At 62.4% G+C, this 14,920-nt stretch carries 13 protein-coding genes; 2 read left to right on the top strand and 11 right to left on the bottom strand.

What is annotated here, in order from left to right; all coding sequences use genetic code 11:
• Positions 1 to 123: 123 nt before the first annotated feature.
• On the bottom strand, positions 124 to 2,970 hold the full coding sequence (gene uvrA / locus CSC67_RS04865) for an excinuclease ABC subunit UvrA (protein ID WP_118993399.1): 2,847 nt from the start codon (positions 2,968 to 2,970) through the stop codon (positions 124 to 126).
• Positions 2,971 to 3,134: 164 nt separating this feature from the next.
• Here uvrA and CSC67_RS04870 point away from each other — a divergent pair, with 164 nt between their 5' ends.
• A complete protein-coding gene (locus tag CSC67_RS04870; RefSeq protein WP_245220126.1) occupies positions 3,135 to 4,328 on the top strand; it encodes an MFS transporter in 1,194 nt (397 codons plus the stop codon).
• A gap of 3 nt (positions 4,329 to 4,331) precedes the next feature.
• Here the strand turns inward: CSC67_RS04870 and CSC67_RS04875 are convergent, their stop codons facing one another.
• The 9 genes from CSC67_RS04875 to CSC67_RS04915 all read right to left on the bottom strand — a co-directional run bounded on the left by CSC67_RS04875 (position 4,332) and on the right by CSC67_RS04915 (position 12,939).
• On the bottom strand, positions 4,332 to 5,057 hold the full coding sequence (locus tag CSC67_RS04875; protein ID WP_118993401.1) for an ABC transporter ATP-binding protein: 726 nt from the start codon (positions 5,055 to 5,057) through the stop codon (positions 4,332 to 4,334).
• Positions 5,044 to 6,903, bottom strand: a complete 1,860-nt coding sequence (locus tag CSC67_RS04880) for a branched-chain amino acid ABC transporter ATP-binding protein/permease (protein WP_118993402.1) — start codon at positions 6,901 to 6,903, stop codon at positions 5,044 to 5,046. The genes CSC67_RS04875 and CSC67_RS04880 overlap by 14 nt, the downstream gene beginning before the upstream one ends.
• Position 6,904: 1 nt before the next feature.
• A complete protein-coding gene (locus tag CSC67_RS04885) occupies positions 6,905 to 7,774 on the bottom strand; it encodes a branched-chain amino acid ABC transporter permease (protein ID WP_118993403.1) in 870 nt (289 codons plus the stop codon).
• 60 nt (positions 7,775 to 7,834) lie between these two features.
• Entirely contained in the window at positions 7,835 to 8,617 is a 783-nt protein-coding gene (locus tag CSC67_RS04890) for an SDR family oxidoreductase (RefSeq protein WP_118993404.1), read from the bottom strand.
• 36 nt (positions 8,618 to 8,653) lie between these two features.
• Positions 8,654 to 9,820: an ABC transporter substrate-binding protein gene (locus CSC67_RS04895; RefSeq protein ID WP_167752757.1), complete on the bottom strand. Its 1,167-nt coding sequence runs from the start codon at positions 9,818 to 9,820 to the stop codon at positions 8,654 to 8,656.
• A 136-nt stretch (positions 9,821 to 9,956) separates the two neighbouring features.
• Positions 9,957 to 11,102: an ABC transporter substrate-binding protein gene (locus CSC67_RS04900; RefSeq protein ID WP_118993406.1), complete on the bottom strand. Its 1,146-nt coding sequence runs from the start codon at positions 11,100 to 11,102 to the stop codon at positions 9,957 to 9,959.
• A gap of 160 nt (positions 11,103 to 11,262) precedes the next feature.
• Positions 11,263 to 11,724, bottom strand: coding sequence for a RidA family protein (locus CSC67_RS04905; protein WP_118993407.1), 462 nt, complete (start codon positions 11,722 to 11,724; stop codon positions 11,263 to 11,265).
• Positions 11,725 to 11,755: 31 nt separating this feature from the next.
• Positions 11,756 to 12,103, bottom strand: a complete 348-nt coding sequence (locus tag CSC67_RS04910; RefSeq protein WP_118993408.1) for a hypothetical protein — start codon at positions 12,101 to 12,103, stop codon at positions 11,756 to 11,758.
• 11 nt (positions 12,104 to 12,114) lie between these two features.
• Positions 12,115 to 12,939 (bottom strand): dioxygenase family protein, encoded by an 825-nt coding sequence (locus CSC67_RS04915; RefSeq protein ID WP_118993409.1) that lies wholly within the window; start codon positions 12,937 to 12,939, stop codon positions 12,115 to 12,117.
• Positions 12,940 to 13,063: 124 nt separating this feature from the next.
• Between CSC67_RS04915 and CSC67_RS04920 the strand changes: the two genes are divergently transcribed.
• The gene (locus CSC67_RS04920) at positions 13,064 to 13,987 is read left to right on the top strand and encodes a LysR family transcriptional regulator (protein ID WP_118993410.1); all 924 of its coding nucleotides are present in this window, start codon (positions 13,064 to 13,066) and stop codon (positions 13,985 to 13,987) included.
• A gap of 24 nt (positions 13,988 to 14,011) precedes the next feature.
• Here CSC67_RS04920 and CSC67_RS04925 read toward each other — a convergent pair whose 3' ends face one another.
• Positions 14,012 to 14,779 carry an IclR family transcriptional regulator gene (locus CSC67_RS04925; protein WP_118993411.1) on the bottom strand — a complete coding sequence of 256 codons (768 nt, stop codon included), beginning with the start codon at positions 14,777 to 14,779 and terminating at the stop codon, positions 14,012 to 14,014.
• Positions 14,780 to 14,920: the final 141 nt, after the last annotated feature.

Below are 14,920 nucleotides of genomic sequence, written 5' to 3' on the forward strand. Positions count from 1 at the left end.
ACCAGTCTCGCATGAAAGGTTCCTTGCAAGGCACCTATAATGCTTCTAACGGTCGCCAATTTTTTTATACGAATGCAGGCGTGCCGTTCTTCTCTTCTGGAGGCGGGGCAGCGGGCCGTGCCTCTACTTTCCCAGCAGTGCCCGCAGATACCGTCCCGTATGGCTTTCCGAGTGGGCGGCGATGGCTTCCGGCGTTCCCTCGACGATGACGCGTCCGCCGCCGGCGCCGCCTTCCGGGCCCATGTCGATCACCCAGTCGGCGGTCTTGATGACGTCCAGGTTGTGTTCGATGATGACCACGGTGTTGCCGCTGTCCACCAATTGCCGCAATACGTCGAGCAGCAGCGAGATGTCCTGGAAATGCAGGCCGGTGGTGGGCTCGTCCAGGATGTACAGCGTCTTGCCCGTGCTGCGCTTGGAAAGCTCCAGCGAGAGCTTCACCCTTTGCGCCTCGCCGCCCGACAGCGTCGTGGCGCTTTGGCCCAGGCGCACATACGACAGGCCCACGTCCATCAAGGTCTTGAGCTTGCGCGCGATGGCGGGCACGGCCTCGAAATAGTCCAGCGCCTGCTCCACGGTCAGGTCCAGCACTTCGCTGATGTTGCGGCCGCGATAGCGTATGTCGAGGGTCTCGCGGTTGTAGCGTTTGCCTCCGCACACATCGCAGGGCACGTACATGTCGGGCAGAAAATGCATTTCCACCTTGACGACGCCGTCTCCCTGGCAGGCCTCGCAGCGGCCGCCCTTGACGTTGAACGAGAAGCGGCCCGGGTCGTAGCCGCGCGTGCGGGCCTCGGGCACGCCGGCGAACAGCTCGCGTATCGGCGTGAACATGCCCGTATAGGTGGCGGGGTTGCTGCGCGGCGTGCGGCCGATGGGGCTCTGGTCCACGCTGATGATCTTGTCGAAGGCCGAGAGGCCTTCCATGCTTTCGTAAGGGGCGGGCTCGGCCTGGCTGCGATGCAGTTCGCGCGATACCGCCGTGGCCAGCGTGTCGTTGATCAGGGTGGACTTGCCCGAGCCCGATACGCCGGTGACGCAGACCAGGCGTCCGGCCGGAATGCCCAGGTCGACGGATTTCAGGTTGTTGCCGGTGCATCCCTTGATGCGCAGCCAGTGCGTGTCCGGCGTGACGGGCCGGCGCTCGGGGATCTCGATGCGCTGTTTGCCGCTGAGATACTGTCCGGTGAGCGAGGCGGGGTTGTCTTCCAGGGTCTCGGGCGCGCCCTGGGCGACCACCTGGCCGCCGTGCTCGCCGGCGCCCGGCCCCATGTCGATGACGAAATCGGCCGAACGGATCATGTCCTCGTCGTGCTCGACCACGATGACGCTGTTGCCCAGGTCGCGCAAGTGATGCAGGGTTTCGATGAGCCGGTCGTTGTCGCGCTGATGCAGGCCGATGGAGGGCTCGTCCAGCACGTACATGACCCCGGTCAACCCCGAGCCGATCTGGCTGGCCAGCCGTATGCGCTGGGCTTCGCCGCCCGAAATCGTATCCGCGCTGCGGTCCAGCGAAAGGTAGTTGAGCCCGACGTTGTTCAGAAACTGCAGGCGGGCCTCGATCTCGCGCGTGATGCGGTTGGCGACTTCCTTCTTGGCGCCGCTCAGTTCAAGCTCCTGGAACCACTTGAGGCAGGCGGCCAGCGACAGGGCCTCGACCTCATAGATAGCGCGGCCGCGGCGCTGCTGCACACCGGGTTCGTCGCCGATCAGCACGTTGCGGGCTTCGACGCGCAGGCGCGAACCCTCGCAGGCCGGGCAGGTCTTGGTATGGCGGAACTTGCCCAGTTCTTCGCGCACCGCGCTGGAATCGGTCTCCCGCCAGCGCCGTTCCAGATTGGGGATCACACCCTCGAAGGGGTGTTTCTTGACCGTGCTGCGTCCTTTCTCGTTCAGGTAGAGAAAGGCGATGTCCTCTTCGCCCGAGCCGTACAGCACGCATTGCTGCACTGTCTCGTCCAGCTCGCTGAAAGGCGTCTCCAGGTCGAAGTCGTAGTGGGCCGCCAGGCTGCTCAGCAGGGAATGGGTGAAGGCGTTGCGCCGGTCCCAGCCGCTGATCGCGCCGCTGGCCAGGCTCAGTTCGGGAAAGGCGACCACGCGCTTGGGGTCGAAGAAGTCCACATGGCCCAGGCCATCGCAGGTGGGGCAGGCGCCGACCGGATTGTTGAAGCTGAACAGGCGCGGCTCGAGTTCGGGCAGGCTGTGGTGACAGACCGGACAGGCGTAGCGGCTGGAAAAAGCCAATTCCTCGCCGGAATCCATATTGAGCGCGATCGCCCTGCCGTCCGAAAGCCCCAGAGCGGTTTCAAAGCTTTCAGCCAGGCGCTGCCGGCTTTCCGGCTTGATGCGCAGGCGGTCCACGACGACGTCCAGATCGTGCTTTTCGGTTTTCTTGAGCGGGGGGATACGGTCGATTTCCAGCATTTCGCCATCGACGCGCAGCCGCACGAAGCCTTGCGCCTGCAGGCTCGCGCACTCGTCCTCGAAACTGCCTTTGCGCGCCCGGGCCAGCGGCGCAAGAATCGCCAGGCGCGTATTGGCCGCCCAGTTCATGGCCTGGTCCACCATCTGGCTGACGCTTTGCGCCTGCAGCGGCAGGCCGTGGTCGGGGCAGTAGGGCGTGCCGACCCGTGCGTACAGCAGGCGCAGATAGTCGTGGATCTCGGTGATGGTGCCCACCGTCGAGCGCGGATTGTGGCCGGCGGATTTCTGCTCGATGGAGATCGCCGGGGAAAGCCCCTCGATCAGGTCCACGTCGGGCTTGTCCATCAGTTGCAGGAACTGCCGGGCGTAGGCGGAAAGGCTTTCCACATAGCGCCTTTGCCCTTCGGCGTACAGCGTGTCGAAGGCCAGCGACGACTTTCCCGAGCCCGACAGTCCCGTGACCACGACGAGCTTGTGACGTGGCAGGTCGACGGAAATGTTCTTCAGGTTATGCGTACGGGCGCCCCGGATGCGAATCGCGTCCATCAGGTTCAAGTCTTTGAAAGGCCAACTTGTTACTATAGCGCGCCGAGGCGATTCGCGTGGTGTGCCTGGACCGCGCCCGCCCGGCGGGGAGCCGGGCGGCTCCCGATGCGCAGGCTTGTTTATACTTGATGGTTATGTCCAGCCACCCCCTTCCGTCGGGATCGATGCAACCCGCCAAACTGAAACTTACTCCCACCGAGCGGCGCGCCAGCATCATGCTTTCGCTGCTGTTCGCCTCGCGCATGCTGGGGCTGTTCCTGCTGACCCCCATCTTTGCCGTGGCGGCGCTGTCCGTGCCCGGGGGCGACAATGCGGCCAAGGTCGGCATCGCGCTGGGCGCCTATGGCCTGACCCAGGCTTTTTTGCAGATTCCGCTGGGCATGGCGTCCGATCGCTACGGCCGCCGCGCCGTCATCGTCTTCGGCATGCTCCTGTTCACGGCGGGGGGCGTCATATGCGCCCTGGCCAGCGACATCGACTGGATCATCGCCGGCCGCGTGGTCCAGGGCCTGGGCGCCGTGTCGGCGGCCATCACCGCCTGGATCGCCGATGCCACCCGACCCGAAGTGCGCACGCGGGCCATGGCGATGGTGGGCGGCTCGATAGGTATTTCCTTTGCGGCCTCGCTGGTGCTTTCCCCCTTGCTGGTGGGCGAGTTCGGGCTGTCGGGCCTGTTCTGGGCCATCAGCCTGCTGGGCTTTGTCTGTCTGTTCATCGCCGCGGCCCTGGTGCCTTCGGCGCCCCGCATCGAAAAGCCCATCGTCCAGGCCAGGCCGCGCGACGTGCTGCGGCATCCGGGCCTTCTGCGCCTGAATTTCGGCGTATTCTGCCTGCACTTCATCCTGATGGCCCTCTTCATGGTGGCGCCGGGCCTGCTTTCCAGCCTGGGCGGCTACGATTCGGCCCACCTGTGGGAGGTCTACCTGCCGGTGATCCTGCTGTCCTTCATATTGATGGTGCCGGCCGTGTTCTACACCGAGACCCGGCGCGTCCACAAAGTGGCCCTGGAGGTCGCCGTGGCCGGCCTGGCCGTGGTGCTGGCCCTGATGCCGCTGGCCAGCCACAATTTCTACACGCTGGTCGTGCTGTTCGTGGGTTTTTTCATCGCCTTCAACATTCTGGAGGCCCTGCAGCCCTCGCTGGTGTCGCGCGTGGCGCCGGTGGAATACAAGGGGCTTGCCCTGGGTTTCTACAATACGGCGCAGTCCCTCGGCGTCTTTGCCGGCGCGGCATTGGGAGGCGTGATCAGCGCCCGCGGCGACGCCAGCAAGGTCTTCCTGCTGGCCGCCGCCCTGGCCTTCGTGTGGTTTTTGACCGCGCGGGGATTCCGGTCGGGGCCCACCGGGCAACAGAGCTGACCGTCAATCCTGCTGGACCGCGACGCCCATGCCCAGATAGGCCTGCTGCACGTAGTCGCTTTTGAGCAGCGCGGCGCTGGCGCCCTCCAGCACCAGTTTGCCGGTTTCGATCACATAGGCGCGATCCGATATCTCGAGGGCGAGCGCGGCGTTCTGCTCGACCAGCAGCACGGTGATGCCCGATCGGTGGATGTCCCGGATGAGGTCCATGGTGCGGTCTATCATGATGGGCGCCAAGCCGAGCGATGGCTCGTCCAGGATCAGCATGCGGGGATTCGACATCAGGGCGCGTCCGATGGCGACCATCTGCTGTTCTCCTCCGCTCAATGTGCCGGCATGTTGCTGGCGACGCTCGTGCAGCCGCGGATACAGATCGTAAATGCGCTGTAGTTCGTCCTTCAGCTTCCGCTTGTGGCGATGGACGTAGCCGCCGAGCAGCAGATTGTCTTCCACGCTCATGAAGGGCCACACTTTGCGCCCTTCGGGGCTATGCGAGATGCCTCGGCTGACGATGGCGGAAGGGGGCCGGCCGTGTATGTCCTCTTCATAGAAGCGTATCCGGCCCCGCACGGGCTTGATCAGGCCCGAGATGGTCCGCAACGTGGTGGTCTTGCCGGCGCCGTTTGCGCCCAGCAACGTGACGAACTCGCCTTCGCCGACGTGCAAGTTGAGTCCGAACAGCGCCTGCCGCTGGCCGTACTTCACGTCTATGTCTTCAAGCTGTAGCATGTGCCGCTCCTCGACCCAGGTAGGCTTCAATCACCGCGGAATGTGTTTGGATTTCGGCGGGGCATCCCCGGGCGATTCTCTTGCCGTGATCGAGCACGACGATGTGATCGGAAAGCCCCATGACCAGCTTCATGTCGTGTTCCACAAGCAGCACCGTGACGCCTGTGTCCCGCAGGTTGCGGATGAGCTTCATCATTCTTGCTGTTTCTTCAGGGTTCATGCCGGCGACGGGCTCGTCGAGCACGAGAAGGGTGGGATTGGCGGCCAGGGCCACCGCCACTTCCAGCAGGCGTTGTTCTCCATAAGAAAGATTGGACGTCAACTCCTGCGGATCGCGTTCCAGGCCCACGCGCTTCAGCAAGGCTTCCGCCCTGGCCGTACGACCGCCTTCCGGCATGCCGACAGTGATGGCCTTGAAGATGTTCGGCCAATTGAGTCCCAGGGTTCGATGCAGGCCCGTTTCGACAGCCTTGCCCACGGCGATGGATTGCAGCCCTCGGGTCGTCTGGAAGGTGCGTATCATGCCTTGCTCGGCGACTTCATGCGGCATCAGGCGCCGGGGCAGGTCCGCCCCGTTGAAGCGAATCGTTCCCGCATGCCTGGGAATGAAGCCCGTGACGAGATTGAGCGTTGTCGTCTTGCCCGCTCCGTTCGGGCCTATGAGGCTGACGATTTGTCCGCGCCGGACTTCGAAGCTGACGTGGTCGACCGCCACCAGCCCGCCGAATCGCACGGTCAGGTCTTGGACGCTCAGCAACAGATCGCCTGTGTCGCCGGTGTCCGCACGTCCGGATGCCGCCCGGGCCTCGGCCGGCACAGGGGACGGGCGGGGCGCCGTCGGGCCGGAATCGTCGGGCGCGTCGGCCCCATCCGCCTGCCTGCCCGTTTGGCGATGGAACAGTCTTTGAAAGCCGTTGCGGACCAACAGGGCCAGGCCTTGGGGAAACAACAGTGTCGCGAACACCAATATGAGGCCGAACAGCGGTTCTCGCCATGCGTCCTGCAGCCGCAGGACTTCGAGCAGCAGCACGACCAGCACGCTGCCGATCACGGGGCCGATCATGGTTCCGACGCTTCCCAGGATCACCATGACCAGAATCATGATCATGATGTTGAAGTGAAAGATCTCGGGGCTGACGAAGCTGACATAGTGGGCGTAGATGGCGCCCGCCAGGCCCGCCAATGCGGCCCCGAAAACGAAGGCAAGCATGGCGTAGCGGTATTCATTGATGCCTACGGCCTGGGCCAGGTTCTCGTCCTCGCGCACAGCGATCATGGCATCGCCCAGAGGCGACCCTACGATGCGCCATATGAAGTACAGCGCCAGCAGATCGAGCCCAAGCACGAGCCAGTAGAAACTGGCTCGACTGCCGAACAGGTGCGCGCCGGGCAGGTTCTGATGTATCAGCGGGGACGCCACCCCGGGCAGGCCCATGGGACCGCCGGTAACCTCGACCAGGTTGTTTGCAAAGAGATGCAGAATTGCACCGAATGCCAAAGTGACCAGCACGAACTGGGCTCCTCTGAACCTCAGGGTGATGTGGCCCAGGGCCAGTCCCGCCACGACCGTGACCAGCGCCGCCATGGGCAGCGTGATGAGCAGTCCCAGCCCCAGTTTGGCCGACAGCATGCCCGCGGTATAGCCGCCCAGCCCATAGAATGCCGTGTGGCCGAGCGACAAGCGCCCTATGTATCCGTGGATCAGGTTGAGGCCGGACGTAAGCAGTATGAACAGTCCCGCCGTGGTCAGTACATGCAGATGGTAGTTTGGAAGCACAAACGGTGCGGCGGCTGCAATGGCTGCAATGGCGACGATCGCCGTCAGCATGAATTTGGAAGTTCGCATGTCAGACTTGCCCCTTTCGTCCAAACAGGCCTTGCGGTTTGAAGAGCAACACGGCGATCACGATGAAGAAGCCGATGGCCTCGCTGTAGTCCGACGAGATGAACCCGGAGACGAAGCTTTCGGCCACTCCGAGTATGAGTCCCCCGGCTATGGCGCCCATGATGTTCCCCAGGCCGCCGACAATGACGATGATGAAGGCCTTGAGGACGGCAATGGCTCCCATGGACGGATACACCAGATAGATAGAGCCGAGCATGGCCCCGGCCAGGGCCGCCATGCCCGAGCCGAGAATGAAGGTCACTCCGCCGATACGGTCGGTGTCGATGCCGACCAGCCGCGCCGCATCCCTCTGCGTGAAGGTGGCGCGCATGGCTTTGCCCAGGAAGGTATGCTTGAGCAGCACATGAAAGCCCACGATGACCAGCGCCGTGACCAGCAACACAAAAATCTGTATGGCGGTGAAAGTCAGGCCGAACGCCGACAGGGGCGCGTTGCTGAAGGGGGTGGGGATGTTTCTCGGCACCGGCCCCATCCACAGCAGCGTGATGTTCTGCATGAAAACGGACAGGCCTATGGTGACGATGATGGTGGAATCGATCGAGGCGTCTTTCAGCCAGCGCAGTATGGAGCGTTCAAGCAAGGCGCCCAAGGCCATCGCCAGCACCAGGGCCAGCCCCAAGGCTGCGAAGTAGTTGATTCCCAGCCGGCTGGCCAGATAGAAGCAGAATACGCCGCCCAGCATGTAGAACTCGCCATGCGCGAAGTTCACGATGCGCATGATGCCGAAGATCAGTGTCAGGCCTACTGCCAGCAGCGCATAGGAACTGCCTATGATGATTCCGTTGAGCAGTTGCTGCAGAATCTCGTTCATTGTCGTGCTCCTAATGGGACGGCCGCCGGGCCGTCCTTCGTGCGCATCTTCGAAATGGGCTTATCCCATGGTTCCCTGATAGGCGCCCCCGTCGAGGAGCAGATTCTGGCCGGTGATGAAGCCGGCTTGGGCGCTGCATAAAAAGGCGCAGGCGGCGCCGAATTCTTCTATGGTGCCGAACCGGCCGGCGGGAGTCTGGCTGATCTGTTCCCGGCGTACTTCCTGTTCGGACCTGCCGCTGGCCTTGGCGCCGGCGGCGACGATCGCGGCGCGCCGATCGGTATCGAATGCGCCCGGCAGCAGGTTGTTGATGGTGACGTTGTGGCGGATGGTGTCCCTCGACAGCCCCGCCACGAAGCCGGTCAGGCCGGTGCGTGCGCCATTGGAGAGGCCCAGCACGGCAATGGGCTCTTTGACGCCGCTGGACGTGATGTTGACGATGCGGCCGAATCGGCGCTGGATCATGCCGTCCAGCGTTGCCTTGATCAATTCGATCGGCGTCAGCATATTGGCATCCAGCGCATCCATCCATTGCTGGCGCTCCCAGCTGCGGAAATCGCCCGGCGGCGGGCCGCCGGCGTTGGTTACCAGGATGTCGGGGCTGGGGCACGCCGCCAGCACTCGCGCCCGGCCGGCCTCCGTGGTGATGTCGCCCGCCACTGCCTGGACTTTGACGCCGCATGCGCTGCGGATTTCTTCCGCGGTTGCCGCCAGGACATCCGGATCGCGTCCATTGATGACCAGATCGACGCCTGCGTGCGCCAGGGCCATGGCGCAGCCCTTGCCCAAACCGCGGCTCGCCGCGCAAACGATTGCCTTCTTGCCTGTGATGTCGTAGTTCATAAGGTGCCTAGTGATGAAGGTAGTGATACAAAATGCTTACTGGATCTGCAGAACCAGCTGCGGCTTGCCGTCGACGATCTTCGAGATGGATTGCATCGGCCGGGCCTGCCCTTTCTCATCGAACTGCAGGACGCCGGTCAGGCCGTCGAAGCGGATCTGCTTCAGGGCATCGCGTATGCGTCCGGGCTCGGCGCTGCCCGCCTGGCCAATGGCCTTCGCCAAGAGACGCACGGCGTCATAGCCCGCCGCCACATTGGCGTCGACGCCCTGATCCTGCTTGCCATAGGCATCGCGATAGGCCTGGGCGAACTTCGCGTAGGCTTCCTCCTTGCCTTGCGGCGGCGCGTGCGGCGCAAAGTAGTTCTGCACCATCACGCCTTCGGCCGCCTCTTTGCCGGCCAGTGTGACGATGGTTTCAGCGGGGAATCCGCTGGTGACGATGCGCTTCATGCCGGCCATGCCCTGCTGATAGGACTGCTTCACGATATTGGACAAAGTGCTCGAGTCGCTGGTGATGACCAATGAATCCGCGCCGCTGCCTTTGATCTTGGTCAGCGTGGGCGAAAAGTTCGTTTCCCCTGGCTTGTGATATTCGACCGCCACCACCGTGGCGCCCTCGGCTTCCACCACACGCGTCCAGTTCGACACGACGGCTCGGCCGAAATCGTTGTTGGCCGCCATGAATGCCAGCTTCTTCAAGCCCAGCTTCTTGACCACGTATGGACGCAGCGCGTCGGCGTCGATCTGGCTGTTGGATGAAATGCGGAATACCCAGGGGTTGCCCGCCTCGGTGATTTTTTCCGCCGTGGAAGTCTCGACGATCAAGGGCACTTCGTAGCGCTGCATCAAAGGCATTACCGCCAGGGTGGCCGAACTGGCCCAGGCGCCGATCACCGCCTTGACCTGATCGCGGTCCAGCAGGCGCTCCGCGGCGCTCAGGGATTCCGCCGGATCAGCTTTGCCGTCTTGAAGCAGGATCTCGAGCTTGCGGTCCAGCACCCCGCCGGAGGCATTGATCTGCGCTTCGGCCAGCCGCGCGCCGTCGACCGTATTCTGGCCGTTGTAGGCGGCCGGCCCGCTGACGGGTTGTATCAGGCCGATCTTGATCGATTCGGCGTGTGCGCCGGCTGCCAGTGCGGCCAGCGCCACGCCTGCGCCGATGAGCAGTTTCGCCCGTCCCGTATATGTCGTTGAGCAATGCACAGTCTTCTCCCTATCTGTTCCCCGGTGTCTGTACGCAACCATCCCCGCCCCCCGATGCGCCGGCACGGGGGAGCTTGATGCTGGACGTTCTGGAATCAGGCTCGCCGGCCCTAGGGCGCCGGGGAGCCTGTCTGCATTACTGGCCGGCCTTCAGGATGATTGCCGGCTTGCCGTCCTCGATGCGGGACATCGATTGGAAGGGCCGCGCCTGTTGCTGCGCGTCGAACTCTATGACGCCTTGCAAGGCCTCCAGGCGGATGCCCTTGAGCGCATCGCGGATCTTCTCCGGTTCGTCGGATTGCGCCGCATTGACAGCCGCGGCCACCAGCTTCACCGCGTCGTAGCCGCTGACAGCGTACTTGTCGGCCAGGCGCCCTTTGTATGTGCTTTCGTACGTCTGTTGGAATTTCTTGGAGGCTTCTTCCTGGCCGGGCGCCGGCGCATAGGGAACCCAGTAGTTCTGCACCAGCATGCCCTCTGCGGCGTCCTTGCCCGCAAGAGGGATGATGGCCTCGGGCGGGTTGCCGCTGGTGACGATGCGCTTGAGATTCTGCAGGCCCTGTTCGTAGGATTGCTTGATGATGTTGGATACCGTCGTCACATCGCTGGTGATGACGATGGTGTCCGCACCGCTGTTCTTGATCTTGGTCAGGGTCGGAGAGAAATTGGTCTCGCCGGGCTTGTGATATTCGGTCGCCACGATCTGTGCATTCTGGGGTGTCAGGACACGCGTCCAGTTCGAGACCACCGCCCTGCCGAAATCATTGTTGGCCGCCATGAACGCCACTTTGTTCAGGCCCAGGTCCTTCACCAGATGAGGGCCCAGTACGTCCGCATCGATCTTGCTGTTGGAGGACGTGCGAAATACCCATGGATTGCCGGCTTCGGTGATTTTCTCGGCGGTGGAGGTCTCGACGATCAATGGAATCTCATAGCGCTGCACCAGCGGCATGACGGCCAATGTGGCGGAACTCGCCCACGCGCCGATGAGCACGCGCACCTTGTCGCGATCGATCAGGCGTTCCGCTGCATTCAGCGATTCGGCCGGGTCGGCCTTGCCGTCCTGAAGGAGGATTTCCAGCTTGCGGCCCAGTACCCCGCCGGCGGCGTTGACTTCGGATTCGGCGAGACGCGCGCCGTTGATCACGCTTTGGCCGTCATACGCCGCAGGGCCGGTCGCGGGTTGTATGAGCCCTATCTTGAACGTGGACTGTGCTGCTGCGGAATTTGCGCACAACATGGCACTGGCTAGCAGTGCCAGAGCACCTAGCTTCGTTTTCATCACTCGTCTCCTGATTTATGTTTTCAGGGCTCGCCTGAAGGGCGGCGCCCCGCGGTTTGCACTGATGTACTGCGTACCGCTTGTCTCCTTCTTCGTGCCGCTATGTCGGTTCGCTTCCTCCTGTGCTTCGTTGGGCTGTTTGCCTTGCGCTGCGACGGGGTCACCTGAGTTCGAAGACGGCTTCGACCTCGACCGGTATGCCGGCCGGCAGTTCGGTGACGCCGAAAGCAGAGCGCGCATGGCCGCCCGCCTGGCCGAAGACTTCGACCATGCAGTCGGAGAAGCCGTTGATGACCTTGGGCGCGTCGGTGTAGCCGTCGACGCAGTTGACCAGCCCAAGCACCTTCACCACACGCTTGACGCGGTCCAGATCGCCCACCAGGCCGCGCACCGAACCCAGCATGTTCAGCGCCACCTGGCGCGCCACCTGCTGCGCTTCTTCGGTGCTCATGCTGCGGCCCACCTTGCCTTGCGAGGTGGTTCGTCCCTGGCTGTCGAAGGGCCCGTGGCCGGACATGAAAAGGATGTTACCCACCATCACTCCCGGCACATAGCTGCCTACCGGCGTGGCGGGTTCGGGCAATGTCAGGCCGAGTTCGGCGATTCTTTGTTCTGCGCTCATGGGCGTCTCCTGGCAACTGATGGTCGGGATGTCAGGGCAGCGTGGGGCCGGCTATGTCGGGGGTGGGGATGTTTCCGCGGGTGAAGCCGCGCATCTTCTTCAGGTAGACGGGATGCATGAAGCCTATGAAATCGTCCACGCCCTTGATCCGCACCTTGTTGTCGCTGAAGTGGAAATCCTCTTCTGTCACCAGCAGTTCCTGGGTTCGGTCTTCGGGGCTGATGATGCGCACCTGCATGCTGTCGTCGTCATTGCGTCCGGTGAACTCGATGAGCCACTGCCTGCCTAGCGGATCGGTGGCGCGTCCGGTACCGACCTTTCGCAGGGCGTCATAGATGAATTGAGGATTCATGGTGTCGAGGGATGCCGTCACGTTCATGTCTTGTCTCCTCAAACTGCGACAGTGTCGAAAGCGAAGGTCACGTCACCTACGGAGTAGATGGCGCCGTGGTATTGAAGAATGCTTCCAGGCGCATCGCCGCTTGCCCCCGCGATCATGAATAGATTGCATAGATTCGCCTCGGGAGCCGCCGCCGCCCAGAGGGCCGGGTCGATCTTGTCGACGTCGCGGCTGCGGCCGGCAGCGACCAGATCGCATACTTCTCGGTCGAATCGTCTGCCGTCACCGAAGTATTCGTCTTTCTTTGCTTTCTCAATGCGCAGGTCCAGGCGATGGGTAAGGTTGCCCGGCGCTAGAAGCACCACGCGCAAGCCGCTTTCCTCGACCGTTTTACGGATGACCTTGCCCCACTGAACACATTCTTCGTGAGAGCGTTGCGACATGGAGATGGGAACGACCGGGATGCGCACGCCCATTACCTTCAGCGGGCAGAACGCGCCGTGGTCGAGGCCATAGGTTTTTTCCTTGACCGGAAGGCCGGCCTGCTGCCCGGCGGAAATCAATGCTTTCGCCAGCTCGGGGTGTCCCGGCATCACGTGCGTAAAAAAGCGCCTGCCGAACGGAGCCGGCCGCAGCACATAGTCGTGAAAGGATTCATGAATGCTGCCGCAGTCCACGAAGAATGCGCTTTTGGGAAGCCAATGAGGCGATGCGACGATGATTGCGTCGGCCTTGAGATCTTGTTCAATGGCTTTGCCGATGGCTTGCAGTACTTTGACCTGTTCCGCATCGCTGCCGTCCTCCGCCAGCTCCATCAGATACGAACCATTCGGAACGAAATAGGATTTCAGGAGCTCTCCTGTGCTTGGGGTCATGCCTCTCTCCTTCGTGAGTTTTCATTCACGTTTAATAGTGAGGCCATGATATCAATGGCTATTACGCAAATAATCGGTATAGAATTTCTATCACTTTTAAAAATGCTTAATAAGTGAGGACGGTATGTTGGACGTTGCCGACATTGAAGTCTTTATTCTTATTGCGCAGAACGGCAGTCTGTCCGCTACCGCGCGGCAAATGAACGTCACCCCGGCCGCCGTCAGCTACCGGCTGGTGAAGCTGGAAAAGTATTTGGGGACGCGGCTTTTCCACCGCACGACCCGCCGCCTGACCTTGACTCAGGACGGCATGGAGTATTTGGCGCAGGTCGAGCCGCTTTTGAACGAGATCAAAGAGGTGTCTTCCGCGGCTTCGCGCCGCGACGAGCTCCCGCAGGGCGTGCTGAGGGTGACGATGCCGGCTTCGTTCGCCCTGAAGCACATCACGCCCATCATGCCCCGGTTTTTGAAGCGCTATCCTCAGGTGCAATTGAGTTTGGCGCTGAACGACGAGATCGTGGACATCGTTTCGCAGGGATTCGACGTGGCCATACGCATTTGCGCCCTCGAGGACTCCGACCTCATCGCGCGCCGCCTGGCCGCGGATCATCGCGTGGTGTGCGCTTCACCCGATTACCTTTCGCGCTATGGCGTGCCGAAGCGGCCTTCGGATCTCGTCCAGCATAATTGCCTGGCGCTGTCGCAGCAGCCGTACTGGACTTTCAATGGTCCCCAGGGGCTCGAGCGGATCAAGGTCAAGGGCAACTATGTGTGCAACAACGGCGAAGCCATCCGGGATGCCACCTATGCGGGGCTGGGCATTGCGCTGAAGGCGACGTGGGACGTTGCGGGCGCCATCAAGCAGGGCCGCCTTTGCACTGTGCTCGACGATTATCCCATCGCCAACAGCACGGCCATCTGGGCCGTATATCCGAGCCGGCGCAACATCCCGGCCAAGGTCAGCGCATTTGTGGCTTTCCTCAAAGAGCACTTTGACTCACAGCCCCATTGGGACACTTTGGTTCACAACCCCATCGGCGCACATTGACGCGTTGAGGTTCTCCCCTTGGTCTTACGCTTCGAGTTGCGCGGCAATGGCGTCGGCGGCCGCCTGCACCAGGGGCACGGCGTCAAGCAGGGCCTGACGGCGTATGGTCGGGCCCGAAATTGAAACCGCGCCGACCAGCCAACCATCGGCCACCACCGGCGCGGCGACGCAAACCAGTCCTTCCAGCAGCTCCTGGTCATCCAATGCATAACCCTGGCGTCTGATCAGGTCGAGCTGTGTGCGCAGTTTTTCCGGGTCGGTCAGCGTATGCGTTGTGAGGCCTTCCAACGGCCCTTGGAGGAAGACGTTTCTAAGCTCTTCGGGCGACCAGGCCAAAAGTATCTTGCCCGCTGCCGTAGCGTGCAAGGGGCCCCGCCAGCCTACATGGCTCATCATGCGTATGGCGTGGGCTCCGTCCACTTTTGCAATATAGCCGGCGCGGTCGCCGTCCAGTATGGCGAAATGGGTTGTTTCGCCGGTCTGGCGGGCCAGTTCAATCAGATTCGGCTGGCACAGGGTCTGGATGCCGCTGCTCGAGAACGCCGCCTGCGCCAGGGCGGCCAGACGCAGGGTAAGCCGGTATCGCTTGTTCACGCGTACAACGAGATCGTGGGCTTGCAGGGTCGATAAAAGACGGTATAGCGTGGGCCGCGGCAACCCTAGCCCTTCAGACAGCTCGGCCATGGTGGCTCCATGCACCGATGCGCGCTCGGCGAGATGGGTGACGAGCCGCAATGCGTGGTCCACGCTGTTTACACCTTGGGCCTGCTTGCCCGCTTTGTCCGCCGGCATGGGGCGCTTCTCCTTTGACAGAACATGCTCGTGCCTTCGCACATGGGCGGGAGTTTGCGTTTCGCACAGATGCTTGTCAAATCGCCGCGCCTCATGCAATATTCCGATATTGATTCTTTATATGTCCATTATTGATACAAT

It is taken from the genome of Pusillimonas caeni, assembly GCF_003545815.1.
In the GTDB taxonomy this organism is placed as follows: Bacteria; Pseudomonadota; Gammaproteobacteria; order Burkholderiales; family Burkholderiaceae_B; genus Pusillimonas; species Pusillimonas caeni.